The sequence below is a fragment of the Hymenobacter sp. HSC-4F20 genome (assembly GCF_019599275.1).
GTDB lineage: Bacteria > Bacteroidota > Bacteroidia > Cytophagales > Hymenobacteraceae > Hymenobacter.
Window position 1 is genome coordinate 1870284 of sequence record NZ_JAHZTD010000001.1, and the last position, 25842, is coordinate 1896125.

The window sequence follows — 25842 nt, forward strand, 5'->3', positions numbered from 1 at the left end:
CAAGGGTAGGAAGCCTTACTTCTTTAGCGTATCGACGAAGGCAAGCAGCCCGGCAATTTGCCGTTGGAGAGCCTCGGTATCGTCAGCATTCTTAAAGAGCTGGGAGCCCATGCCCACTACGTTCACGCCGGCCGTGAACCATTCGCGCAAGCTGTCTTCGGTAGGCTCTACCCCCCCAGTTACCATCAAGGGCACCGTGGGCATGGGCCCGCGCAGGCTTTTGATGAAAACGGGCCCGAGCACGTTGCCGGGGAAGATTTTGACGATGGCCGCCCCCAGCTGGGTAGCTTGGTACACCTCCGAAATGGTCATGGTGCCGGGCAGCCAGGGCGTGCCGTGTTGGCGGCACACCTCGGCTACTTCCGCCGTGAGGCAGGGCTGCACCACAAAATCGGCGCCGGCCTGGATGAACCGCTCGGCATCCGCCGCCGTGTAAATGGTGCCGATGCCGAGCAGCATATCCGGGCAGTTCTCCTGCACGAAGGGCACCAGCTCCTGGAACACGTCGAAGGCGTTGGCGCCGCGGTTGGTAAACTCAAATACGCGTAGCCCACCCACGTAGCAGGCTTGCAGGATACGCTTGGTGTAGGCCGCATCGGCGTGGTAGAACACCGGCACCACGGGGTAGTGCAGCACGGTTTCTAAAGCAGTGGCGGAAGAGAATCGGGCCATGGAAGGAGGTTCAGAAGCCCCGGCGGGGTAGCCAGCCGGAGCCAGAAGAAGGTCGGTTGAATTAGCGAAGCAAACGCCCGGAGGTGTTGCCTGCTACAATGTGCTCCACTTCGGCGGGCGTCACGAGGTTGATGTCGCCGTGAATGGTGTGCTTGAGAGCGGAAGCGGCCGTGGCAAACGTCAGGGCCTCTTGTAGGGTAGGGTAATTCAGCTGGCCGTAGATGAAGCCCGAAATGAAGGAGTCGCCTCCGCCAATGCGGTCCACTACCGGGTTGATGTCGAAGAACTCGGTTTCGTGGTACTGGCCGCCGCTGAAAGCAATGCCTTTAATCCGCTCGTGCGAAGCGCTTTGGGTTTCGCGGCGGGTAGCAATAACCTGCTGAATCTGCGGGAAGCGGCGGATTAACTGCTGGCTCATCGACACAAAGCTGTTCTCAGCTCCGGCTTCCGCCTTAATGCCAAACAGGTCTTCGGCGTCGCCTTCGGTGCACACCACCAGGTCGCAACCTGCTACTAGGTCCGGCATTACGTCTTGGGCGCGCTGCCCATACTGCCACAGGTTGCGGCGGTAGTTTACGTCGGCTGAAACCGTAAGGCCCAGGCGCCGGGCGGCGGCAATGGCTTCCTGCGTTGCCTGGGCGGCAGTGGCCGATATGGCCGGCGTAATGCCCGTCCAGTGCAGCCACTGGGCGTTGCTGAAAATCTCATCCCAGTTAAACCACTCCGGCTGCAAGTTGGCAAAGGCCGAATCGTACCGGTCGTACACAATGCGGCTGGCACGCAAAGAGGCCCCTACTTCCAGAAAGTAGAGCCCCAAGCGCTGTCCCTGGAACACGCAGTGGCTCATGTCGACGCCGTGGTGCTGAAACTGCTGCGCGGCAGCGCGCCCCACGGCATTATCCGGAAAACAACCGGCGTGAGCTGCTGGCACGCCCAAGTAGGCTAATGCTGCTGCTACGTTGGCATCGCCGCCGCCGTAGGTAATTTCCAGCGAGCTGGCCTGCGACAACCGGTAGTTCAACGGCGGCGACAACCGCATCATGATTTCACCAAAGGTGACAACTTGCTTCATGTGAGAAGAAGAGAGTGGATCAGTTTGAACGTCCTGCTGAGTTCCGCGAAGCACCTTTACCGCTTCAGTGCTACCTCATAGAATTAGCCTGAGGCAGAGATGCTTCGCAGAACCCAGCAGGATATCCTACTAGGTCGTGGATAGAATTAGACTACAGCCGTTTCTATGGGTTGGGCTACCGTAGCAAAGCCAAAATACTCCTTGGCGTTGCCGTAGCAGATGTTCTGGATGATACCACCCAGCAGCTCCATATCCGCGGGCAGCTCGCCGTTTTCTACATCATTGCCGAAGAGGTTGCAAAGCACGCGGCGGAAGTACTCGTGGCGTGGGTAAGACAGGAAGGAGCGCGAGTCGGTGAGCATGCCCACGAAACGGCTCAGCAGGCCCATGTTGGAAAGGGCATTCATCTGCTTTTCCATGCCATCCTTCTGATCCAGGAACCACCAGCCGGAACCAAACTGCACCTTACCGGCCACCGAGCCATCGTTGAAGTTACCAATCATGGTAGCAATCAGCTCGTTGTCGGCCGGGTTTAGGTTGTAGATAATGGTTTTGGCCAGCTTATCCTGCGAGTCGAGGCGGTTGAGGAAACTAGAGAGGGCGCGGCCCTGGGCGAAGTCGCCGATGGAGTCCCAGCCCGTATCGGGACCTAGCTCACGGAGCATGCGGGAGTTGTTGTTGCGCAGGGCACCGAGGTGGAACTGCTGAGTCCAGCCTTTCTCCCAGTCCATTTCCGCCAGCAGCACCAGCATGGCCGACTTGAACTTCAGGATTTCCTGCTCCCCTAGCGTCTCCCCTCCCCGTACCTTGGCGAAGATGGCGCTGATTTCGGCTTCGGTGTAGTCGGCGGCGTAGATCTGCTCCAGGCCGTGGTCCGATAGCCGGCAGCCGAGGGCCGCGAAGTAATCGTGGCGCAGGCGCAGGGCCGTTTCCAGGTCGCGGTACGTTTTGATATCCACAGCCGCCGATTGGCCCAGCTTGTCGAGGTAGGCGTTGTAGCTGGCCGCGTCTTCCGGAGCCATGGCCTTGTCGGGGCGGAACGTGGGTAGCACCTGCACCTCGAAGCCGCTTTCCTGAATGGCGCGGTGATGCTCCAGGGAATCCGAAGGGTCGTCGGTGGTGCAGAGGGTTTCCACGTTCATGCGGCGTAGCAAGTTGCGCACCGAATACTCGGGAGTGCGTAGCAGCTCATTGCACTGGTCGTAGATGCGGCGGGCGCTGTTCTTGTTCAGCAGCTCCGTGATACCGAAGTAACGCTGCAGCTCCAGGTGCGTCCAGTGGTAGAGCGGGTTACGCACGGTTTGGGGCACCGTTTCAGCCCATTTCTCAAACTTTTCCCAGTCCGAAGCATCACCGGTGATGTAACGTTCGGGGATGCCGTTGGTGCGCATGGCGCGCCACTTGTAATGGTCGCCGTAGAGCCAGACTTGGGTGATGGTGTCAAACTGCTTGTCCTCGGCAATCTGGTCGGGCAGCAGGTGGTTGTGGTAGTCGATGATGGGCATCTGCTTGGCATACTCGTGGTAGAGCGTGCTGGCCGTGGCCGTCTGGAGCAGAAAATCGTCGTTGAGAAATGGCTTCATAGTCAACTCGAATGAAGTGGGCGGTACCCGCAGAAAAGTGGGTGGCGGGATGGGTAAAGGTATTCGGACTGGAACCAGAACAGGCCGTTTTTGGCGGCATCGGGCAAGTTTTTCTACGCAAACGTTCCCGGTCGGCAAGGAGCCGAAAGCTTCTTTACTCTTGTCATCCTGAGCCTAGGCGAAGGACCTCTACCGAGGGTAATTACTATTACAACGAAGCGGTAGAGGTCCTTCGCCTAGGCTCAGGATGACAAGAGTTGGGAATGACAGTTTACAACGAAACGCCGCGCTTCCACGGGATGAAGTCAGTTTGACCGTGGCGTACGGCAGCTACCTCCTCCCCACTCGCCACGCGAATCACGTAGTCGAGGATACGCTCACCGGCCTGCTCAATGGTTTCTTCGCCGTCGATGACAGTGCCGGTATTCAGGTCGATAATGTCGGGCATGCGCCGGGCCAGGGACGTGTTGCTGGAAATCTTGACCACCGGGGCAATGGGGTTGCCGGTGGGCGTGCCCAGGCCGGTGGTGAACAGCACCACGGTAGCACCCGAGCCTACTTCCGCCGTCGTCGATTCCACGTCGTTGCCGGGAGTGCAGAGCAGGTTAAGGCCGGGTTTCGTCACCAGCTCGGGGTAGTCGAGCACGGCTACCACCGGAGAGGAACCGCCTTTGCGGGCCGCCCCGGCCGATTTCATGGCGTCGGTAATCAGCCCGTCGCGGATGTTACCGGGCGAGGGGTTCATGTCGAAGCCCGAGCCCACGGCCACGGCGGAGTCGCCGTAGGCTTTCATCAGGGAGCTGAAGCGTTCAGCCGTGGCAGTATCCACGGAGCGGTCTACCAACTCCTGCTCTACCCCGCACAGCTCCGGGAACTCAGCCAGAATAACTGAGCCACCCAGGGCTACTAGCAAGTCGGAAACGTGACCTACGGCGGGGTTGGCGGAGATACCCGAGAAACCATCGGAGCCGCCGCACTCTAGCCCGATGCACAGCTTGCTGAGCGGGGCTGGCTGGCGCGTTGCCTGGTTGGCCATCATCAGGCCGGCAAACGTCTGGCGCAGGGCCGTGCTCACCAGAGCCTCTTCCGTCCCAATTTTCTGCTGTTCCAGAATATAAAGCGGCTTCTGGAAGTTGGGGCTACGCTTATTGATTTCGTCCTGCAGCATGCTCACCTGCGCGTTCTGGCAGCCCAGACTTAGCACGGTAGCACCGGCCACGTTGGGGTGGGTGATGTAGCCGGCCAGCAGTCCGCAGAGCGTTTGAGCATCCTGGCGGATGCCGCCGCAACCGCCCTCGTGGCTCAGGAACCGGATGCCATCCACGTTCGGAAACAGCTTGGGTTTGTGGTGGCCATTTTCCGCCGAATGCAGATCCGTCGCCAGAATTTCTTCTACCGACTTACCGGCCTGCATCAGCGAAATCAGCTCCTGGGTTTGGGGCTGGTAGCTTTTGCGGCGGGCGTAGCCGAGGTCATTCACCAGGGCTTCTTCCAACACTTGAATGTTGCGGTTCTCGCAGAATACCAGCGGAATCACCAGCCAGTAGTTAGCGGTGCCCACGCTGCCATCGGCGCGGTGAAAGCCCATGAAAGTGCGCTCCTGCCACTTGGTAACATCGGGAGCAGTCCAGTCGGCGCGGCGCTGGTGGTGCTCGTCGTAGCTGTCGGTAGCGTGCTTGATGTTGCTGGTAGTCAGCAAGCCGCCTACTCCGATGGCTTCGCGGGCCGTGCCTACCAGCACTCCGTACATGTGCACCGGGTCGCCGGGAGCCAGAAATTGCAGAGCCAGTTTGTGCTTGGCCGGAATCTTATCGGTAGTCGTGACGGTGGTTCCCTCCCACGTGACGGGCGTGCCGATGGGCAGATCCGTGAGGGCAACGAGCACGTTATCGTCGGGGTGAATTTTGGCTACCAAATGTTTCATTGGGTCGTATTCTAAAGTGGTATTGCTGACCGTAGAACTGCCGGAAAAGCAGATGAGTTTACACGGTCACGTTTTGCTCCACGCTGCGGTTCAGGGCGTGGGCCACGGTAGCGCGAGCGCCGTTTTCCAGCAGAGTTGAGAGGTAGCGCGTTACGCAGGCGGTAAAGCCGGGCAGGGCCGACAGGTCATGACCCCACAGGGCCTGGTTGTGCAAAACGGTGCGGGTAAGCTCGGCCGGCTCCAGGCGGGCCCACAGGTCGGCGAAGTAGCCCGCTTTTTCGTCCTGAATCTCATAGGACATGCCGTTCAGCTCGCCCTGCCACTTGCCTCCCTCCTGCCGGGTAGCACGCATAAAGAGTAGGTAGGCGGCGAAGCCTAGCGCCATGTAGTGCGGCACGGCCCGCAGTTTCTGGTAGTAGTGCAGCAGCGTGGGCACGTTGCGCATCTGCATTTTGGCCGTGTAATTCATCGAAATCGACAGCCACTTGTGCTCGATGGAGGGGTTGCGGAACCGGTCCAGCACCTGCATGCCGAAACGCTGACCCATCTTCTCATCTACCTGATACGGAATGCCGGGTAGCAAATCGGCCAGCATTAGGTTGTGCACAAAGCTGGCGAGGTTGGTATCTTCCATAGCCTCACGCACCGTCGGAAATCCAGCCAGGAAGGCCAGCCCGCAGCTTAGGGTGTGCGTGCCATTGAGCAGGCGCAGCTTCAGCTCCCGGAACAGGTTGATGTCGGGCTGCACGATAACGCCCGCGTCTGCCTGCTCGAAGCTCAGGATTTCCTTAACCCGCGCGTCGCCCTCAATGGCCCAGAGCGTGTATACTTCCGACATGGTCAGCAACTCATCTTCGTAGCCCAATTCGGCTTGCAGGGCCGCTTGCGTAGCGGCATCCGGCCGACCGGGCACGATGCGGTCCACGAGGGAGTTGCACACGTGGTTGGCCGTTTCCAGCCAGTCGATGAACTCCGCATCAAGGTTATTGCGGTGGGCCTGCTCCAGCAGAATGGCTTCGAGCTTGGTGCCGTTGTCGGGAATCAGCTCGGTCGGCACAATCACGAGGCCCTTGTCCTTGGCGCCGTTGAAGGCCTGGTAGCGGGCCAGCAGGAAGGCCAGCAGCTTGCCCGGAAACGACTGGGGCGGGCTCTGGCTGATGTCGTCCGACACGAGTTGAATCCCTACCTCCGTGGTATTGGAAATAACTACCGTCAGCTCCGGGTTGGCGGCGCAGGCCAGAATGTCGACCCACTGGCTTTTGGCCGACAGCACCCGGCTGATGGCCGAGCACACCACGTTTTCCGACACCTCGCGGCCGTCTTCAATGCCTCTAATACCAAGCGTGTAGAGGCCATCCTGGCGGGTAAAGGCGTCGATGTCGCCGCCATCGGTGCTTTTCACGACCACAATGCGGCCGTTGAAGATGCCCTGGCGGTTGGCTTTGTCGATGAGGTAGTCGGGCAGGCCGCGCAGCAGCACGCCGGTACCAAATTGGAGGACTTTTTCGGGCAGTTCCAGCAGGGCGGGCGAGGGCAACGCAACGGTTGTCGCGGGTGCCTGGGAAACCAGTTGTTGGGATAAATGCGGCATGGTCAGAACCGTTATGGTTTGCTGCCCGTAACGGGCGTTGCGTTGCTATGGAGTTTCTGCTGCCAGCGGGGGTAGTCGCGGCTGAGCAGTTTGGCGGGCCACACGCCGGCGTAGGCGTAGCCGGTGCGGCGCTCGTATTCAATGTCCGAGAGCTTCGGCCGGGGCTTGGAGTCGCGGCCGACGTAGATGGGCTGGTTGGTTTGGAGGTCGTAGAAGCGGGCCCAGATGGTGGAGCCGGCTTCCGGCAGAATCACCCGATCAAAACCCTTCGGCTGTTTGGGGTCGGGCTGGTCTTTGATGGTGTAGCCCGTGATTTTCACCGCCTCCAGCCAGGCCACGGCCGCATCCACTGCTTTCCGAATGGCCGGGGTAGGGTTTTCGGTGTCCATCAGAAACTGCACGATGTACACGGTTTCCATTCCGCTGAGGGAGGCCAGCTCGAAGGCGCGGGCTTTTACCGGCTGAAAGGTTTTCTCGTCGTGCTGGGCGCACCAGGCCGTGAGCTTGCCGCGCTGCACGTACTGGGTTTTTAGGATGCACTCAATGCCGCGGGCTACCGCCTGGGTGGCGGGCTCTACCAGGCTGGCATCTGCTACCTCCAAGCCATTGGTGCGGCGGCTCACGTCGCGGAGCACTTGCAGGGCCCGCACCATGGCGTTGTCGTTGTAAGTGATGTAGTGACGGTAGCTGCTGGAATCGGGGTAGTACTGCGGGAAGCCGCCGGTGCGCTGCTGCATCCGGAGCAGGTAGCGAATACCCTTCTCGGCGGCGGCTTTGTACGCTGCGTTGCCGGTGGCTTTGTAGGCGCCAGCGAGGTAGCGAATCTCGCGGGTAGTAGCCTCGTTATCGATGGTGGCGTCGTTGCGGCCAGCGTCGTCGCGGGTAGCGGCTTCCTCGGCCACCGTCATGGGGTGGTCGTACTTTACCTTGACGTTGTTTACCATCTTGGGCCAGCCCCCTACCGTCCGCTGGTAAATCAGCATCCGCTCGGCCACCGAATCAACCTTAACGGCAGCAACGGGGGTAGCACCACCCACCGAAGCCGTGGCCGTGGCATCTGCGGGCTTGGCTTCCGGCTTGGGCGCCGTCGAATACTTATCCGGGCCACCGAGGTTGGAGGGCTTCAGCGGCACCGTGGCCGGCTTGCCCGACTTCGGGTACCAGCGTCCACCAAAAGTCCAGTCGGCGTTGATTTTACGGGCCTTGGGGGCGTTTTTGGCCGAGCTCAGGTTGTTGCTGAACCAGGCGTAGTCGCCGCCCCGGCGGTGGTTGTTGTGGTAGTACACGCGGCGGCCCCACTGCTTAGCTCCGGGTCCCGATTGGGCCCAGTAGATGTCGGCGTCGGCCATATTCTCCCCAAACGTGCAGTTCACCAGGTAGAATTGCGCTTCCCGATGAAAGCGGCCCAGCTTGAAGCCGGCGTCACCCTCGAAAACGCAGTTTTTGAGCACCGTTTTCGAGTCCTCGTCGCTGGAGCCGTCGTGCCAGATGGCGGCGTTGGGGTTGTGGCAGATGAAGCGGCAGTTTTCAGCGTAGGCCCAGCCCCGGGGGCAGTAAAAATCTACCCCGCCTTCCAGGGTACAGTCCTTGAAGTAGTACAGGCCCGCATCCACGTCCCAGGGGCTGACAGTGTCGCCGCCGAGGGCGCGGAAGGTGCAGTGCTTTACCACGAGGCGCGTGGTGCCGGGCATGGTACGCAGGGCCATCTGGTGGCCGGTTTTGCTGATGGTTTTCTTCTTGCTGGGCTCCGTAGGGCAGTCGATTACTACCTCCCCCGGGGCGTCAAAGCCGTAGCTGTTGATGACCGTGAGGCTCTCCAGGGTGATATCGGGGGAGTTGCGCAGATTCAGCGTGGCCACGCCCCAGTCATCCTGGCCCGCTACCGGGTCACAGCGCCAGGCGTCGCGGGCTTGGGCCGAGGTCAGGACGACGCCCTGCTCGCTCTGGCCTTTGAGGATGATGTTCTGCTTGCCATCGAGGAAGACCTTTTCGCGGTAGGTGCCATTCTTGATGTACACCGTGCGCGGCTTGGCTGCCTCGTTGGGCAAGCTGTTAATGGCGGCCTGGATGGTCCGGAACTGCCCCGAACCATCCGCCGACACCGTTACCTGCTGGGCCCGGGCCGATAAGATTCCCATTTCCCCAACCCCCGCCAGCAGGAACAGCAGTATCAATACTCGTTTCATAGTGCAGCGCACAAGCAGCCTCCGGTTACACAAAATCTTCCCGCATGGGGCTGAACGAATCAAGCAGTACGCCGGCTTCCAGACACTCTACCCCGTGCCACACATCGGGCGCGGCGTAAAACGTGTCGCCGGCGCGTAGCACCTGCTCCTCCTCCCCTACCGTGCACCGGAACACGCCACTTTCCACGTAGGTAATCTGGGAGTGTATGTGGTGATGCCGGGCTCCAATGCCACCTGCTTCAAAGGCTACTTTCACCAGCATCAGCTCGGGCCCGTAGGCCAGAATTTGACGCTGCATTCCTTCGCCCACGGTTAGCCAGGGCAGGGTTGCAGTAGTAGAAAAAGCGGGGCGCGAAGTAGTTGTCATCGGGGAGAAGTGGAGTGGGAAACGAGGGATGCAAAGTGCCCGCCATTCAGCGGCGTACCGTCATGCAGTTACCTGCTAGTAGCCGAAGTTTTGAACCAGCGCGGGGTCAGAGGCCAGGGTGCTCTGCGGAATGGGGAGCAGCTCCTTGCCCTGGCCGGGCACGTACTCGGCGGCCAGGCCGGTGGCCGTGCTGGAAGCCGTGGTAGTCCCTAAGGTGTAAGAAGTACCCGCGGGGCGCAGGTTAGCCAGGTATGATGCCCCAATGGAGGCGCGCCACTGCACGCTGGTGGTACCGGCCGGAGCCGTAGCCGGGGCGGGGCGGTAGAAGGATCGGGCCCACTGCACGCCGCTGCCAGTAGTGCCGGTGCGGAAGTACATGGTTTGCGGCACGTTCTGGTAAGGAGCCTGCCCCTTGGCCAGCTTTTCGATATTCAGCTTTGCCTCTTCCACCTTGCTGGCAAACAGGTTCCAGCGCAGCAGATCATACTTGCGGATGCCTTCGCCCCCAAACTCCAGGTAGCGCTCATTCACGATGGTGTTAAACATGGCTTCCTTGGAGCCCATGTTCAGGCCGGCCGAGGCCTTGGCCGCCGTGCCAAACGCGCGGGTGCGCACCTGCAGCAGGGCATCCTTGGCAGCCTGGGTGGGGCCATTCAGTTCGTTTTCCGCCTCGGCAAACATCAGCAGCACATCGGCAAAGCGAATCAGGGGCCAGTTGTAGCCCAGGTAGTTGCTGTTGCCCGTGGACAGGGGCGTACGCCAGTCGCGGCGGAATTTGCCGTCGGTCAGCACGTTCAGGGCCACGCCCGAAAACACCGTGCTGCTGGAGGCCATCCCGTAGGTAGTAACGGTCACGTCGCGCCGGGTATCAGTGGAGTCGAAGGCGTAGAAGTAGGTAGGTGCCACGATGATAGCGCCCGAGGTGGCCCCCACGGGGCTGCTGGCGTTTTGCAGGCGCGGGCCGTTCCAGTAGCCCAGCTTGCTGTCAGAGCCCGAGGTAGAGCCGCCCATGCCCACCTGGAACATGATTTCGTTGGCCGCGTCGGTACGCTGCTGGTTGATGCTCTGGAAGGTTTCCAGGAACGAGGTATTCAGCTTGTGCTCGGTGGGCTTGGCCATCAGCTCGGCGCACTCCTGGCGGGCAATGCGGTAGTAGTCGAGGTAGTCGGTGGGGCGCACCATCTGGTTGCCTTTCAGCGAATAGCCCCCGCGGTACAAAGCCAACCGGGCCCGTAGAGCCTTCACGGCGCCTTTGGTAATCCGCTCGTTGGCGGTGCCGGCGGCCGAGCGCCAGGGCACCAGCTTCTGGGCCTGGGCCAGGTCGGCAATCAGGCGGGTCAGGGTTTCGTTGCGGTCGGCGTTGGGCAGGTTGAAGTTCTGGCCCGATACGGACGGCGTAAACTGAGCCGGCACGTCGCCCCAGTTCCGGATCAGCTCAAAAAAGTACTGGGCCCGCAGGGTCAGGGCCTCACCGTGCAGGCGGTGCAGGGCCGCCGTATCGGCCGCCGAGCCGCTGGTGTAGAGGGCCATCTGCGGAATTTGCTGAATGCAGATGTTGGAGCGCTCTACGCCCTGGTAGAGCTGGTTCCAGGGGTTGGTGATTTCCGAGTTGGTTGACAGGGCTTTGTAGCGGGCAATGCTGCGCCGCTGCCCTTCCGGGGCGCCGGGCGAGAGGATTAGCTCGTCGGAGTCGCCGGGGTAGTACAGGCTCAGGCGCTGGCCGTAGCCCTGGTCGCCAGAGAGCGGGTCGTAGGCCCCGATAACGGCGGTGGTAGCGCCGGCCACGGTGCTGAACACGTACGACGTGGTATTGAGCGCCACGGGCTCCACGTCAAGGAAATCTTTGCAGGAGGATACCAGCCCGGCAGTGCCGGTCAGGGCCACGGCGGCCACTACCGCCCGGATAGGGAATATGGATTTCATATGATCAAGCGGGAATTCAGGGGGTGGGAATTACAGGGCCAGGTTCACGCCGAACAGGAAGGTGCGGCTGCGCGGGTAGGCGGCGTAGTCCACGCCGGGCGTCAGCGGCGACGAGCGGCGAGTGTTCACCTCGGGGTCGTAGCCGGTGTACTTGGTGAAGGTGTACAGGTTGTTGAGCGTCACGTAGAAGCGCACCTGGGTCATTTTCACGCGCTGAATCAGGGGCTTGGGCAGGGAGTAACCCACCGTCAGGTTGTTGATGCGTAGGAAGGAACCGTCTTCCACGGCCCAGGAGTGCAGGAAGTAGCGCTGGGTAGGCGTCCAGATCTTGGCATCCTTGTTTACCTGGCGCAGGGTGTTGAGGTCGGTAATGCGGGTTCCATCGGCGTTGATGGTGCGGAACCGGTCCTCCATCACGCCCAGCACGTTGCTGAAGATGGTGTTGGGCGTGTTCGTGGTAAACTCAATCTTGTTGGCGTTGTAGATATCGTTGCCCAGCACGAAGTTGAGGAAGATGCTGGCGTCGAAGTTCTTGTAGGTAAACTGCTGGTTCAGGCCGCCCGTCACCTTGGGGTTGGCGTTGCCGATTACCTGCTGGTCCTGGTCGTTTACTACCCCGTCCTTGTTCAGGTCGCGGAGCTTAATCACGCCGGGCTGGGCTACCTGCCCCACGGGGGTTCCGGCCGGCAGCAGGCCTTTTACCGGAATCCAGAGGTTGGTAGCCGGGTCATATCCTTCGAAATCATCGGCGGTGTAGAAGCCGTCGGTCACGTAGCCGTACATTTCTCCTACCGGGTGGCCTACCTGCGCCTTGAAGTCGAAGGGCGAGGCGAAGTTGGAGCCGGCCCAGCCGGAGTTGATGGGCGTGATTTCATTGAGGTTTTCGCCCAGGCTTTCAATCCGGCCGCGGTTGAGGGAGGCGTTGGCCGTGGCCGTCCAGGTGAAGTTGGGCTTGTTGAAGATGGTACCGGTCAGCTGCAGCTCCAGGCCCTTGTTCGAGGTTTTGCCTACGTTCTGCAGCTGGCTGGTGTAGCCCAGGAAGGGCGGGATAGGCCGGTTGATAAGCAGGTCGGTGGTGGTGTTGTAGTACACGTCGCCGGTGAACTGCACCCGGTTGTCCCACAGCGACAGGTCCACGCCGAAGTCGCGGGAGGTGGTTACTTCCCACTTCAGGTTGGGGTTGGGCAAGGTAGTAGCCGAGGCGCCCAGTACCTGGCTGTGGTTCAGGTAGTAGGGGGCGCTACCCGCGGCAAACAGCTGATCGTAGAGGAAGTCGTTGATGCGGTTGTTGCCGGCCTGGCCGTAGCTCAGGCGCAGCTTCAGGTCCGACACCACCGGTACGGCCTTGAAAAAGTCTTCCTTGGAAATACGCCAGGCTACCGAGGCGCCGGGGAAATAGCCCCAGCGGTTACCTTCCGCAAATTTCGAAGATCCATCGGCCCGGAACGTCCCCGTAAACAGGTACTTATCGTCGAAGGAGTAGGTCAGGCGGCCGAAACCCGAGAGCAGGCGGTAGTTCTGCGGAATATCGGTGCGGGGCAGCACCGGCTGGGCCAGCACCCCAGCGGGCAGCACGCCCTGGTTGATGTTGGCCCAGGCCCGCTCCGCGGTAATATCGGGCGGCAGGAAGTTGGTCTGGATAAACTGGGACGTGTTGCGCTGCTGGTAGATTTCCTCCCCCACCAGCACCCCGATGGCGTGCTTGCCCTTGGCGAGGCTGTAATCCAGCACGTTGGAGTTGTTAATCGTATTCTGGGTACCCGTGCTGATGGTAGCAAACGGCTGCTCGTTGTAGCCCCCGCCGGGCTGGCGCAGGGTAGGCGAGTTGATGCCGTTGAAGGTGTTCACGCCGGTGTTCGTAATGTCAAAGCCCGCCGTGGTGCGGAACACCAGCCCCTTGGCCAGGGTCAGGTCGGCGTTGGCCCCGATGTTGAACGTGCGGCGCTTGTCCTCGCGGAATTCGCTGTTGATGGCCACCAGCGGGTTTACCAGCGAGGAAAACTGGAAGAACTCGGGGTCGAAGGCGTTGGGGTCCAGGGCGGTAGCGCGGCTAACGGCCAAGGGCCAGTACTGCACGGCGTTACGCAGGCGCGAGGTGGTGTTGGAGCCCGTAGTAGAGGTACCGGCCCCGTCCACCTGCTGGTCGTTGAAGCGCACGTTCAGGCCAATGCGCAGCTTTTCCAGCGGCTTGGTGTCGAAGCGGAAGTTCACCAGGTTGCGGGTAAAGCCCGAGCCCTGCTGAATACCGTCCTCATCGTTGCGGGTCAGGCTCAGGGCGTAGGTAGTGCCTTTCACGCCCCCGGAAACCGACAGGTTGTGGGTTTGCTGGAAGGCGCTTCGCCCGAAGGCTTCCTCCTGCCAGTCAATGAAAGGGGTCTTACCCAGGTCCTGAATGGTAGTGCTCTGGTAGTCGGAGCTGCCGAATAGCTTGGCGTAGGTTTCCAGGCTGCCGCTGCCGGTAGCGCCTACCTGCTGGGCCCGCTCAAACTGGTAGTTGAGGTAGTCGGCGGGCTTGAGCACGTCCAGCTTGTTGGCCAGCTTGCGGAAGCCGGCAAAGCCGTTGTAGCTGATGGTGGTTTTGCCCTCAATACCCTTCTTGGTGGTGATAATCACAACACCGTTGGCCCCGCGGGCCCCGTAAATAGCCGTGGCCGAAGCATCTTTCAGCACGTCGACGGAGGCAATATCCTGGGGCGCAATAACGGCCAGGGCATTTTCAATCTGAATGCCATCGACGATGTAGAGCGGGGAGTTGTCCTGGGTGATGGAGCCCCCGCCGCGTACCCGCACCCGCACATCGAGGTTGCCGGGCGTACCTTCCGAAGAAGTGAGCTGCACCCCGGCCAGGCGTCCGGTGAGGGCCTCGGCGGCGGAGTTTACCGGAATGTCCTTGATCTGCTGGGCACTCACCGACGATACCGAGCCGGTCACGTCGCGGCGCTGCACGGCCTGGTAGCCAATAACTACTACGTCATCCAGGGTTTTGGTATCCTCCTTCAGCGTCACGCTCAGGTCGGTGCGGGTGCCCACGGCCACCTCGTAGGGCAGGAAGCCGATGTAGCTGAAGCGCAGGGTAGCATTGGCCGGAACCGCCAACGCGAAGCGGCCATCGGCATCCGTGGTAGCACCAGCGGTAGTGCCCTTTACAACTACCGTCACGCCGGGCAGGGCCTCGCCCTTCTCCGACTTAACGACGCCCTGCACGCGCTGCTGCTGCGCCCAGGCTGGTGCCGCCACCGCCAATAGCGGAGCCAGCAACAGTAGATTTCTTTTCATGACGTAGGGTGTGGGAATTTTGTGGGAATTATGGCGCCGGGTGTATCAGCGCAAATCGACGATGGGCGCGGGGTCCATGTCAGTGTATTCTTGGTTTTCGCCGCCCATGCCCCAGATAAAGGTGTAGCCGGCCGTACCGCAGCCCGAGTGGATGGACCACGGCGGGGAAAGAATGGCTTGCCCTTCGGCCACCCACAAGTGGCGGGTTTCCTGGGGTTGGCCCATGAGGTGCAGCACGCGCTGGCCCTCCGGCAAATCGAAGTAGAGGTAAGCCTCCATGCGCCGGTCGTGGGTGTGGGCGGGCATGGTGTTCCACACGCTGCCACTGTGGAGCTGGGTCAGGCCCATCACCAGCTGGCAGCTCTGGATGCCCTCGGAGTAGATGTACTTATAAATGGTGCGCTGATTGGCCGTTTCCAGCGCACCCAGGGTTACGGGGGTAGCTTCGGCCTGCGTCATGCGGGTAGTGGGGTACGTGGCATGCGCGGGGGTAGAAAGCAAGTAGAACTTGGCCGGGGCCGCAGCATCCTGGCTGGCAAACGTCACGTCCCGAGCATCCTTGCCCACATAGAGGCAATCCTGACGACCCAGCTCGTAGGCGGTGCCATCGACGGTTACGGTACCGGCGGCGCCGGTATTTAGCACGCCCAACTCCCGGCGCTGCAGGAAGAACTCAGCCTTCAGGTTCTCGGGGCAGGGTAGCGCAACAGGCTCGGTGGCGGGTACTACCCCGCCCACAATCATACGGTCATAATGCGTATATACCAGTTGGATTTCACCAGCTACGAAAAGGTTTTCCAGCAGAAAATTCTCGCGTAGCTCGGCGGTGGTCATAGCGGCCGTTTCGCGGGGCCCGATGGCATATCGTTGGGTCATCTGTGAATGAGTAAATGAGTGAATGAGTGAAGTGAAGAGTGCAAAGGAAGTATTGAGCGTGAGCAAGCAGAAAATCAGTCAAGCCTCTACTTCACTCATCCACTCATTTACTCATTCACTTCTACCGTCCCATCCAGCCGCCATCGACGGTAAGGATGGTGCCGTGGACATAATCAGCGGCTGCGGAAGCCAGGAAAACCGTAGGGCCTTTGAAATCATCGGGGGTGCCCCAACGGCCGGCCGGAATGCGGCCCAGAATGCTCTGGGAGCGGTCGGGGTCCTGGCGCAGGGCGTGGGTATTATCAGTGGCGATATAACCCGGAGCAATGGCATTTACGTTCACATCACGCCCGGCCCACTCGTTGGCCAGAGCTTTTACCAACGAGCCGATGGCGCCTTTGCTGGCCGCGTAGCCCGGCACGTTGATGCCTCCTTGGAAGGTGAGCAGCGAGGCCGTGAAAATGATTTTGCCTCCCCCCTGCTCCAGCATGCGGCCACCCAACGTCCGGGCCAGGCGGAACGGCGCATCCAGGTTAATGGCCAGCACGTTGTCCCACAGCTCGTCGGCGTGCTCAGCGGCCGGGGCGCGCTGAATGGTGCCGGCATTATTGACCAGAATATCGATGCGCGGAAAATCCTGCTGCACCTGGGCCAGGAAGGCATCTACGGCGGTACGCTGGCTGAAATCGGCCTGGTAGGCGTGAAACTGCCGGCCCAGGGCTTGCACCTGCTGCTCTGTTTCGGAACCTTGTAGGGCCAGCGTGGCCGATACGCCGATGATGTCGGCGCCCGCTTCGGCCAGGCCCAGCGCCATGGCTTGCCCGATGCCCTTGTTGCAGCCCGTCACGAGGGCCAGCTTACCAGACAAATCGAACGTAGCGGGAGAAGGCATAGCAGAGGAGGTTTGTAAACTTTTCGAAGAAATCCAGTGTACTTTTGGAACAGCCGACTACTGGTCAGCATGATTAAGATTAGAGCTTGCTCCTTCGAAAAGGAAGAATATCATCTTAATAATTTGCGCAATCGATGTCGGGAACGTTGCCAATTTGCTTTCCGGCCCGTTTGAGGCGCTTTGCTTGCCCGGCATTTCGCTTGTTTTCCTACTTTCCGGCATCAGATGTGGTCCTCCGGCCATATTTGGTTTTTGGATAAAAGTAAGTCCCCACACACCTACGCCTTGTCCCACCTTCCTACTGCTCACACCTGTGGAAACCTTCACTATCAAAGACATTGCCCGCGAGTTAGGCATCTCCACTTCCACGGTATCCCGGGCGCTGCGGGGGAGCTATGAAATCAATCCGGAAACCAAGCGCTTGGTCATGGAGTGCGCCGAGCGGCTCAACTACCGCCCCAACCCCATTGCCCTGAGTTTGAAGGGTAGCGCCAGCCGGGCCATTGGCGTTATTCTGCCCCAAATAGCCAATTACTTCTTCTCCCAGGCCATCAACGGTATTGAGGCCATTGCCTACAACCGGGGCTACCACGTGATTATCTTCCAGAGCCAGGAATCGTACGAGCGGGAAGTGGCCAACGTGCAGCAGTCTATGTCCAGGAAGGTAGATGGGCTGCTGATGTCGTTGTCCAGCGAAACCTCCGATGTGGCGCACCTGCAGGAAGTGCTGGATAAGAACGTGCCGCTGGTGCTGTTCGACCGGGTTTCGGCTGAGCTGAACGTAACTAAGGTGGTGGCCGACAATTTCGGGGGGGCCTTTGCGGCTACCGAGCACCTGATTCAGTCAGGCCGGAAGCGCATTGCTCACCTCACTATTCAGCCCTGGCTCAGCATCACGCAGGAGCGCCTGGCGGGCTACCGCGCCGCCCTGGAGAAATACGGCCTAGAGTTTGATGAAAGCCTGATCCGCTACGGCACCTTCGGCCCCGACGAGGTAGGCCCGATGGTGGATGAGCTGATGCGCTACTCGTCGCCGCCCGATGCGTTTTTTACCGCCTCCGACCGCCTGGCCGTAGGCTGCCTGCAGGCGCTACGGCAGCGCAACCTGCACATTCCCGAAGATGTATCCCTGATCGGCTTTACCAACCTCAACGTCGCCGAGCTGCTGGCCCCGCCCCTGAGCACGGTGGTACAGCCGGCCACCGAAATCGGGCAGGTAGCGGCCGAACGCCTCATCGACCAGATTGAGCGGAAACACCGGGCCCTACCCATCGAAACCGTCAAAATCCCGACGGAGCTTATCGTGCGCAGCTCCACGATGACAAGTAGTGAAGTGGTGAGTTTGTGAAGTTGTGAGGTTGATGATAAGGAAGAAGAAACTGTCATCCTGAGCACAGCGAAGGACCTCTACCGCTTCGTTATAACGGCGAAATTACCTTCAGTAGAGGTCCTTCGCTGTGCTCAGGATGACACGGGCGTTTTCTACTTCACTTGTTCACTCACATACTCATTTACTTTACTCCACCCGGAACCAGTCGATGTCAGCGTTGCCGGAGTCGTTGAACTTGCTGGGACGGGTAGCAAATAGGCCGACTTTGGCCCCAATCCACTTGCCTTCGCGGGCTTGAAACTCTTGGCCGAGTGGCTGGAACGTCTGCCCATCGTAGCTGTAGCTGAACTGGCACTTGGCACCGGCTTTTACGGCCACGCGCAGGTAGAGGGGCTGCTTGGACTGGGCGGTGGGCACTTCCACGGCGGGCGTGGTAATTTCGGCCGAACCTTTGTCGGCGTTCAGGCAAGTACTTTGGCTGAGCTGCAGTTTGCCACCTTGGTTGGTTAGGGAGAGGTAGGCATAGTCTAGCCCCATCATCAGTAACCCTACTTTTTCGCCTTCTACCCGCGGGGTGAAGGTGAGCTTGGTGGTAGCCGTAAATACATCGGCCGGCAGCTTTTGCATCAAGAGGTTAGGCACCTGCCAGAGGTTTTTGGCTCCTTCGGGGGGTAGCACAGAGTAGAGGCGCAGGTAGCCTTGCGGGCCGTTGAGGTACGCCCAGTAATCCTGTGGGTTGGCGTGCCACTGCCACTGCAGCCCCAACTGGTTACTGCTGAACTCATCGGAAGTAGGTGGGGTAGCCAGGGGCTGCGTTTTGCCTTTGATGTTGGGCTTGCGGTAGGTTAGCACTGGCTGGCCCTTGCCGTCACCATCAGGATCCTCCCCAATAACGGGCCAGTCGTTTTTCCACTGCATGGGCTGCAGGTGCACCACCCGGCCGTAGGGCCCCTGGTCCTGGAAGTGCAAAAACCAGTCCTCACCGGCGTTGGTATCCACCCAGGCACCCTGGTGCGGACCGTTGATGGGTGTCTTGCCCTGGTCCATCACAATGCGCTCCTCGTAGGGACCGTACACGTTTTTGGAGCGCAACACCAGCTGCCAGCCGGTGGGCACGCCGCCCGCCGGGGCAAAAATGTAATAGTAGCCGTGGCGCTTGTAAAACTTTGGTCCTTCTAGCGTGGGGTGGCCCTGGTGCCCATCAAACACCAGCGCATCGGGGCCGGTCAGGCTCAGGCCGTCCGGGGCCATCGGCGACACGGCCAGAATGGTTTTGATGCCCGCCCGGGAGCCCGCGAAGCCGTGTACAAGGTAAGCGCGGCCATCTTCGTCCCAGAGCGGGCAGGGGTCAATCCAGCCCTTGGCTTCCTTGATGCACACGGGCGTACTCCAGGGCCCGGCCGGATTCTTGGCCTTGGTAACAAAGATGCCTAGGTCGGGGTCGGGGTAGTAGATGTAGTACTCCTTACTGTGGTAGCGAATGGCCGGAGCCCACACACCATTGCCGTGCTGGGGCTCGTTATAGCGCGCTTTGGGCAGTTGCTCCGTAAACGCCGCCCCAATGAGAGTCCAGTTGACCAGGTCGCGGGAGTGCAGGATTTGCAGGCCTGGCGCGGCATTAAAGCTCGACGAAGTGAAGTAGTAATCCTCTCCTACCCGCACCACATCAGGGTCGGAGTAATCGGCGTAAAGGACCGGGTTTTTGTAGGTGCCGTTGCCCAAGTCGGGCACCCACACTTTCGATAAGGAAGATTGGGCCCAGGAGCCCAGCGGCAAGAGCAGCAGTAGTAGGGAAAGAAGCCGGAGCATAGGCAGCAAGAAGGGGTAGCAGAAACCCAGAGGAAAGGATTGCCATTCTAGGTAAAGTAGAATGGCCCAAAGCAATGCGCCCCGACAACTGCTCCACTCACCTGAGCCAGTTGCCGGGGCGCTACCTGTTTAGCGACCTGCCTGTTGCAGCAGCCAGGTTGCCAGGTCTTTTGCCGCTTGGAAGTTCTGGTACTCAGCCGGAATCTTGCGGCCATCTACATACTCATTGTAGAGCCAAGGGTCGCCTACTGCAAAGACGGTGCCCTTCCCTACTTTGGCCGTAGCGATGATAACATTGCCCTCCTGCGTAATAAGGGATTGAGCCGGCGCTTTCACATCCAACGGGGCCAACTCCTTGATATAGGCCGCGCGGGCATTTTTAAACACGGCATTGCCAGCGGGCAGCGCTACTTTTCCCTGCTCAAACTGGCTGCCTTTTACCATGTTCAGGTTCAGAGGCTTAAACTGAATACCGAAGGCCTGCGCCAGCGTATTAAAGCGCGGAATCTCGCAGTTGCTGGTATCATTAGCCATGAGTACCAGCGTGCCGCCGTCCTTCACCCACTTGGTCAGGGCTTGCACATCGGCGGGCTGCACGAAGTTGGGCTTGGGCGTCTCCTTTTTGGTGTCGGGGTCCACGATGATGTAGACGTTGATGCCTTTGAGGGAGGTAGCGGTGGGCGCGGTGCTGATGGTGGCGGTTTTGGCGCCCAGGTCGCGGAACTGCTGGCCCCAAAAGTAGAAGCCGCCGTGGGTGCGGTCTTGCCAGGTGTAGTGCCAGGTTTCCTCCTGCCCGCTGAGGGCGTTCTTGCGCAGCTCGTGGTTAAAGTAGTTGTCCACGGCTACCGTTTTGCCCTTGCCCAGGGCGGTTTCGGCGGCCACTTCCATTTCCAGGCTGGCCAGAATAAACGGCCCTACCCCCTTCAAATCGTTTTTCCGCAGGGGCTCCGAGAGGTAGTACTCGAAGCTACCGTCGCGGTAGGGGTTGCCGCCGAGGCCGCCTACGCTTACCGTGCCGTTGAAGGCCAGCGCGTTGTTGGCTTCGGTGCTTACAAAGGTTTTCAGCAGGCCGTCGTAGCCTTTGCGGGCCACGTCGGCGTACTTTTTATCGAGGTAGCCCATGCGCACGCCCTTCTGCAGGAAATACACAAACATGCTGCTGCCCGAGGCCTCCTGGTAGTTGCCTTTGCGCGAAGCTTGGTCGACCACCAAGGCCCAGGTACCGGTTTTTGGGTCCTGATACTTGGCCAACACGGGAGCCAGGCGCTGCACATCCTTGATGAGTTGCTGGCGCTGCGGGTGGTTCTCGGGGAAGTAGTCCAGCACATCAACCAGCGCCATAGCGTACCAGCCCATGCCCCGGTCCCAGAAGTTCGGCGACTGGCCGGTGGTTTTGTTAGCCCACTTCTGTTCCCGGCTTTCATCGTAGCCATGATAGAGCAGGCCGGTTTTGGGGTCCACTAGGTTCTTTTCGATAAGAGCAAATTGCTTAGCTACGTCATCGAAGCCAGCGGGCTGGTTGAACACCTTGCTGTACTCGGCATAGAAGGGCTCAGCCATGTAGAGGCCATCTAGCCACATTTGGTTGGGGTACACCTTCTTGTGCCAGAAACCGCCGGCCTTCGTACGAGGCTGTCCTTCTAGCTGCTTGCGAAGAAGCTGGGCCGCCTTCTGGTACTTCTCAGCCTGGGGCACCGACATTTGCCCTACCGTGAGCAGAGCGTGGCCAGTCGTGAGGTTGTCGAGGTTGTAGTCTTCCAGCTTGTAGGTCCGGATGGTGCCATCGGGGCGTACAAACTGGTCGAGGTCTTTCTGGATGTAGGTGAAGTAGCGGGCGTCGCCGGTGCGCTGCCACACCCGTTCCAGGGCCTTGAGCATTAGCCCTTGCTCGTAGTCCCAGCGAGCCGTTTTGCGGTTACCAATCAGAATAGAATCGGGGTGCCAGCTGATAAAGGCGTCCGCCATGCGCTGCGACATGGGCCGCGAGGTAGCGGGTGTAGTCTGGGCTTGGGTTGACAGAGAAGCGAGCAGCAGGCCGGAAAGAAGGAAGCGGCGGGAGAGCATGGGTAGGGAGAGTTAATCTTATGAACGTCATGTCGAGCTGGTCGAGACATCTCGCGTGCTGACGTTGTAATGGCATTCAGACGTCAGCACGCGAGATGTCTCGACCAGCTCGACATGACATTCGGCAATATGATACTGCTATGAAGTTTCTTGCAAGAACAATACTTCGTGGTTTCGCGGCTCTCGTACTCGGTTTACCGCTGAGAAACCGTCACCACTTTCTTCGCTACCTTCTCCCCCATTTCTACACCTTTTTTGGCGGCTTTGGTGTCGGTGTTCCGCAGAACTACGGCTTTGCTGCGAGCGCCCGTAACGCGCAGAAGCAGCTCGGCGCCGGGGGCATAGCGAATGTTGTCGAGGCTGATGTTGCGGCTGTTCTGGATTTCCATTACCGGCTTGGTTTCCCTGGAAATCAGCGTTACGTTTTTCAGGCGGATACCGTCAGCTTCCTGACACACGAGGCCCTTGTTGCTTTCCAGCACGGCGTTTTCAATGTCCACGTCTTGGATGGCCATTTCCGGTAGTCCACGCACCAGAATACCAGTGTTAGCGCCCTTGCAGGTCACGTTTTTGATGCGGAAGCTCTTGAACTGCGGGGTGCCTTCGTTCAGGGGCTCGGCCTTGATTTCCGGGATGCCAAAGGCCTCGCCGTTCACCTGCACGGGGTCTTTGGCGGCGTAGTACATGTCAAATAGGATGGCCTCACCGGCAATGTCGGTCATGTCCACGCCATCCACGAAGATGTTTTCTACTACCCCGCCGCGGCCCCGGGTAGTTTTGAAGCGCAGGCCCACATCGGTGCCCATGAAGGTGCAGTTGCTCACGTAGAGGTTGCGCGCCCCGCCCGACATTTCCGAGCCGATTACGAAGCCGCCGTGGGCGTGGTACACTTTCGTGTCGCGGATGATGAAGTTCTCGGTGGGCACGCCGCGCTTGCGGCCTTCCTCGTCGCGGCCCGACTTGATGCAGATACCGTCGTCGCCCACGTCGAAGATGCAGCCTTCCACCAGCCCGTTGCGGCACGATTCCAGATCGAGGGCGTCGGTATTCTGGCCGTACCAGGGGTTTTTGGCCGTCACGTTGCGCAGGGTGATGTTGTCGCAGAGCAGGGGGTGAATGGTCCAGGCCGGAGAGTTTTGGATGGTGAAGCCCTCCAGCAAAATCTGCTTGCAGCGCTGCAGGCTGAGCATGTTGGGTCGCAGAAAATCCTTGAACTCCTGGTATTTGCTGTAATCGGGTTGCTGGCCGGCCGGAATGGTCCAGGGCTTGTTGAGGGTAGAGCCTTTCAGGGAGCTAGCCGAGGGATACCAGGTAGTACCCTTCTCATCCACTACCCCACCCGACTTCACCAACCGCTGCCACTGGCCGGCGTTCAGCTTTTCCTTTTTCACCATGCGCCAGGCGTCGCCGGCCCCATCGAAGGTGCCCTGGCCGGTAATGGCAATGTTTTCGAGGTCGTAGCCCGAAATGGGCGACTGGTTGCGCACGGCATCCTCGCCTTCCCAGTTGGTTTTGATGAGCTGGTAGTCGGAGAGTTTGTTGCTGAATTGCACCAGGGCGCCTTTGGCCACGTGCAGGTTCACGTTGCTTTTTAGCTGAATGGGGCCGGTCAGCCAGAGGCCGCGCGGCACCAGCACTACCCCACCCTGCTTGCTGCAGTCGTCAATGGCTTTGCGGAAGGCTTCGGTGTTCAGGGTCTGCCCGTCGGCTACGGCCCCGTACTTGGTAATGTTAAAGGTATCCTTGCGGAAATAGGGCTGCAGTACCACGGGTAGGTCATACTGATATTTGCCCGCGAAGGCCAAGGGCTGCAGGTGCGAGGCAATGCCCAGGTTCTGCTTTTTCACATCTTGAGCTACCAGCTGGGCCACACGCTCTGCCCCGTAGGCCGAGAAGTGGGTGTTGTCGAGCTTGGTGTTGTTAGCGCCGTTCTGGTAACTCCAGAACAGGGGCTTGCTACCCGCGTCGCCGAGCTGGGAGTACATCGCCCAGCTAGTTTCGTGCAGGTCGATTACTGGCACCTTCTGAGCTTTCGCTACTTCCTTTACTACCCCGGGGTAGTCGCCGTGGTCGTCCTTGCGCTTGCCTTGCTCATCGAAGTAGCGGCGGCCCACGGGCGTCAGCAGCACCGGGTTAGCGCCTTTGGCGCGAGCTTCCTGCACGTAGCGGGTCAGGTTTTGGCGGTAGGCGGTTTTGGGCGCGGCGTAGCGGGCCGTGTCTTCCTGCTTGGAGTCGTTGTGGCCGAACTGAATGAACACCCAGTCGCCGGGCTTCACTTGCTCCAGCACTTTAGCCCAGCGGCCTTCGTGGCGGAAGTTGCGGGTGCTGCGGCCGTTCATGGCGTGGTTCTGAATGGTCACGCCCTCATCGAAATACTGCTTAAAGTACATGCCCCAGCCACGCTCGGCTTTGTCCAGGGGCTTGTCGGACATGGTGGAGTCGCCGACCAGGAAAATGGTGGTTTTCTTGTCCGCGGCGGGCCGGAAGGCCAGCAGCAGGACGGCAAGAAACAGAACGGTGAGTTGTTTCATAGAAGTAAAAAAGCCTGGTCAGCCCAACGTTTGCCGGCCTGACCAGGGTAGGAAATATTATCTGTAACCAGGGTTTTGGGTGAAGTCGCCCTTGTTGGAAACCGCATCGAGCTGACGCTGCGGAATGGGCCGCACCAGGTGGAACTCCTGAATGCTGGCCCCCGCATCGGGGTTGTACTTCTTCACGCGCTCCAGCAGCTTGCCGGTGCGCTTGAGGTCAAACCAGCGCAGCTGCTCGCCGCCCAGCTCCCTACCCCGCTCATCCAGGATAAAGTCCAGGGTTACGTCGGCGGGCTTGATGAGCATGTCAGTTTCCTTGCCCGGCAGGGCCGCGCGGCGGCGCACCACGTTAATCAAGTCGGCGGCTTTGGTGGCGTTGCCGGCCTTGAACTCGGCTTCGGCAGCCATCAGGTACACATCAGCCAGACGAATTACGTAGGCGTCGCGGGCACTTTGTTCCTCGGCAATGGTAGGGCGCGTGGGGTCCATGAATTTCTTCATGGTCATGTAGTGAATTCGGTCCCCGCTGATGGTGCCGTTGGGTCGGTACACGGCGCTCTGGTCCCAGATGCGGTACTTCTTCTGGGCCTTGGTAGCCTCCGGGATGATGTACTTGCTGGCTACCACAGCCGTATCGCCGACGGCAATGCCGGGCACGGCGCGGTTGGCCAGCCACACCGTCTGAAAGGTAGCAGCGTAGCGCGAGTCAATCTTCTCGTTGAACAGGTTCAGGTAGAAGAGTGAGGGCATGAAGCGGTTGAACGGCCGGCCGTAGGCAATGTCGCGGATGACGCCGGGCTGGTCGTCGTACTTCATCAGGAACAGCAGGTGGCCGTTGTTGCCGCCCCGGGGGTGGCCGTCGGGGTAAAGCGTGGCATCTACCCTATCGTTCAGGCTCAGGTCCTTGGAGTAGTTCACGGCCCAGAGAATTTCCTTGTTCTCCAGGTTGGTCATCGACCACAAATCGGCAAAGCGGGGCTGCAGGGCGTAGCCGTAGCTGCTGATGACTTTCTGGGCCAGGTCGGCGGCCTGCCGGTCCTGGCCGCGGGTCAGGTACATCTTGGCCAGGAAGGCTTCGGCGGCGGGCTTAGTCACGCGGCCGTAGTCGGCGGTAGTGGTGGGCAGATTGGCCACCGCCACGTTCAGATCCTCGAAAATCTGCTTGTAAAAGGTTTCGACGGGGGTACGGTTGGCGGTGTTGGCAATAGACGTTACTTCCTCGGTAGTGAAGTGCACGCCGCCCCAGGTTTCCACAATCTGCCAGTAGTAGAAGGCCCGCAGGAAACGTAGCTCCCCTTCCCGGGTTTTCTTCAAGGCGTCACTCATACCCGAGTTGCCGATGCGCGCAATGCCGGCATTGCACACGTTCACGGCCGCATACAGGCGGTTCCAGAGGTCGGTGAGGGCGGCGGAACTACCCTGCAGGGTGGTGTACTCGGTTAGGTCGGGGTTTACGTCGCCGGCCCCGCGCTGCCAGAGGTCGGTGCCCATTTCCGAGATGCTATAGCCGTTTTCCTTGCCGTACCACCAGCGGTTGTAGGAGTAGGCGGCATTTACCAGCGTCTCGAAGCCAGCGGGCGTGGTGTACACGGCATCGGCCGTGAGGCCCGAGGGGTTATATTCTTCCAGCTGCTTTTCGCAGGCGGGCAGGGCAAGGCTTGCTACCCCGGCGGCCAGCAGCAACTTCAGCGTATGATTCGTGGGGAATTTCATCGTTCTGATTAGGCTAAAACTACCGCTACTCGC

The 25842-nt window shown here is 60.1% G+C and carries 17 protein-coding genes; 1 reads left to right on the forward strand and 16 read right to left on the reverse strand.

The genetic code is table 11. The features are described from left to right. Nucleotides 1–15: 15 nt before the first annotated feature. From K3G63_RS08065 to K3G63_RS08125, 12 genes are all read right to left on the reverse strand, one after another. Complete coding sequence (locus K3G63_RS08065; RefSeq protein ID WP_220613533.1) at nucleotides 16–672, reverse strand: bifunctional 4-hydroxy-2-oxoglutarate aldolase/2-dehydro-3-deoxy-phosphogluconate aldolase; 657 nt, start codon at nucleotides 670–672, stop codon at nucleotides 16–18. 61 nt (nucleotides 673–733) lie between these two features. Beyond that, entirely contained in the window at nucleotides 734–1744 is a 1011-nt protein-coding gene (locus tag K3G63_RS08070; protein WP_220613534.1) for a sugar kinase, read from the reverse strand. 146 nt (nucleotides 1745–1890) lie between these two features. Further along, on the reverse strand, nucleotides 1891–3327 hold the full coding sequence (uxaC, locus tag K3G63_RS08075) for a glucuronate isomerase (protein WP_220613535.1): 1437 nt from the start codon (nucleotides 3325–3327) through the stop codon (nucleotides 1891–1893). Between the two features lie 271 nt (nucleotides 3328–3598). After that, nucleotides 3599–5251: a UxaA family hydrolase gene (locus K3G63_RS08080; protein ID WP_220613536.1), complete on the reverse strand. Its 1653-nt coding sequence runs from the start codon at nucleotides 5249–5251 to the stop codon at nucleotides 3599–3601. A 58-nt stretch (nucleotides 5252–5309) separates the two neighbouring features. Next, nucleotides 5310–6842, reverse strand: coding sequence for a tagaturonate reductase (locus K3G63_RS08085; RefSeq protein WP_220613537.1), 1533 nt, complete (start codon nucleotides 6840–6842; stop codon nucleotides 5310–5312). A gap of 11 nt (nucleotides 6843–6853) precedes the next feature. Beyond that, complete coding sequence (gene pelA / locus K3G63_RS22775) at nucleotides 6854–9028, reverse strand: pectate lyase (protein WP_259404307.1); 2175 nt, start codon at nucleotides 9026–9028, stop codon at nucleotides 6854–6856. Between the two features lie 25 nt (nucleotides 9029–9053). Then, on the reverse strand, nucleotides 9054–9395 hold the full coding sequence (locus K3G63_RS08100) for a cupin domain-containing protein (RefSeq protein WP_220613538.1): 342 nt from the start codon (nucleotides 9393–9395) through the stop codon (nucleotides 9054–9056). A gap of 75 nt (nucleotides 9396–9470) precedes the next feature. Continuing rightward, nucleotides 9471–11318 carry a RagB/SusD family nutrient uptake outer membrane protein gene (locus K3G63_RS08105; RefSeq protein WP_220613539.1) on the reverse strand — a complete coding sequence of 616 codons (1848 nt, stop codon included), beginning with the start codon at nucleotides 11316–11318 and terminating at the stop codon, nucleotides 9471–9473. A gap of 30 nt (nucleotides 11319–11348) precedes the next feature. Further along, complete coding sequence (locus K3G63_RS08110) at nucleotides 11349–14594, reverse strand: TonB-dependent receptor (RefSeq protein ID WP_220613540.1); 3246 nt, start codon at nucleotides 14592–14594, stop codon at nucleotides 11349–11351. Between the two features lie 45 nt (nucleotides 14595–14639). Then, nucleotides 14640–15470, reverse strand: a complete 831-nt coding sequence (gene kduI, locus K3G63_RS08115) for a 5-dehydro-4-deoxy-D-glucuronate isomerase (protein WP_220613541.1) — start codon at nucleotides 15468–15470, stop codon at nucleotides 14640–14642. A 121-nt stretch (nucleotides 15471–15591) separates the two neighbouring features. After that, the gene (locus K3G63_RS08120) at nucleotides 15592–16362 is read right to left on the reverse strand and encodes an SDR family NAD(P)-dependent oxidoreductase (RefSeq protein WP_220613542.1); all 771 of its coding nucleotides are present in this window, start codon (nucleotides 16360–16362) and stop codon (nucleotides 15592–15594) included. Nucleotides 16363–16419: 57 nt separating this feature from the next. Continuing rightward, nucleotides 16420–16701, reverse strand: a complete 282-nt coding sequence (locus K3G63_RS08125; RefSeq protein ID WP_220613543.1) for a hypothetical protein — start codon at nucleotides 16699–16701, stop codon at nucleotides 16420–16422. Here K3G63_RS08125 and K3G63_RS08130 point away from each other — a divergent pair. Beyond that, nucleotides 16676–17710 (forward strand): LacI family DNA-binding transcriptional regulator, encoded by a 1035-nt coding sequence (locus K3G63_RS08130; protein ID WP_220613544.1) that lies wholly within the window; start codon nucleotides 16676–16678, stop codon nucleotides 17708–17710. The genes K3G63_RS08125 and K3G63_RS08130 overlap by 26 nt on opposite strands. A 168-nt stretch (nucleotides 17711–17878) precedes the next feature. Here the strand turns inward: K3G63_RS08130 and K3G63_RS08135 are convergent, their stop codons facing one another. The 4 genes from K3G63_RS08135 to K3G63_RS08150 form a co-directional block, all read right to left on the reverse strand. After that, on the reverse strand, nucleotides 17879–19501 hold the full coding sequence (locus K3G63_RS08135) for a glycoside hydrolase 43 family protein (RefSeq protein WP_220613545.1): 1623 nt from the start codon (nucleotides 19499–19501) through the stop codon (nucleotides 17879–17881). 129 nt (nucleotides 19502–19630) lie between these two features. Beyond that, a complete protein-coding gene (locus K3G63_RS08140) occupies nucleotides 19631–21565 on the reverse strand; it encodes a DUF4350 domain-containing protein (RefSeq protein WP_259404308.1) in 1935 nt (644 codons plus the stop codon). Nucleotides 21566–21759: 194 nt separating this feature from the next. After that, nucleotides 21760–24096 carry a glycosyl hydrolase family 28 protein gene (locus K3G63_RS08145; protein WP_220613546.1) on the reverse strand — a complete coding sequence of 779 codons (2337 nt, stop codon included), beginning with the start codon at nucleotides 24094–24096 and terminating at the stop codon, nucleotides 21760–21762. A 57-nt stretch (nucleotides 24097–24153) separates the two neighbouring features. After that, the gene (locus K3G63_RS08150) at nucleotides 24154–25809 is read right to left on the reverse strand and encodes a RagB/SusD family nutrient uptake outer membrane protein (protein ID WP_220613547.1); all 1656 of its coding nucleotides are present in this window, start codon (nucleotides 25807–25809) and stop codon (nucleotides 24154–24156) included. Nucleotides 25810–25842 lie beyond the last annotated feature (33 nt).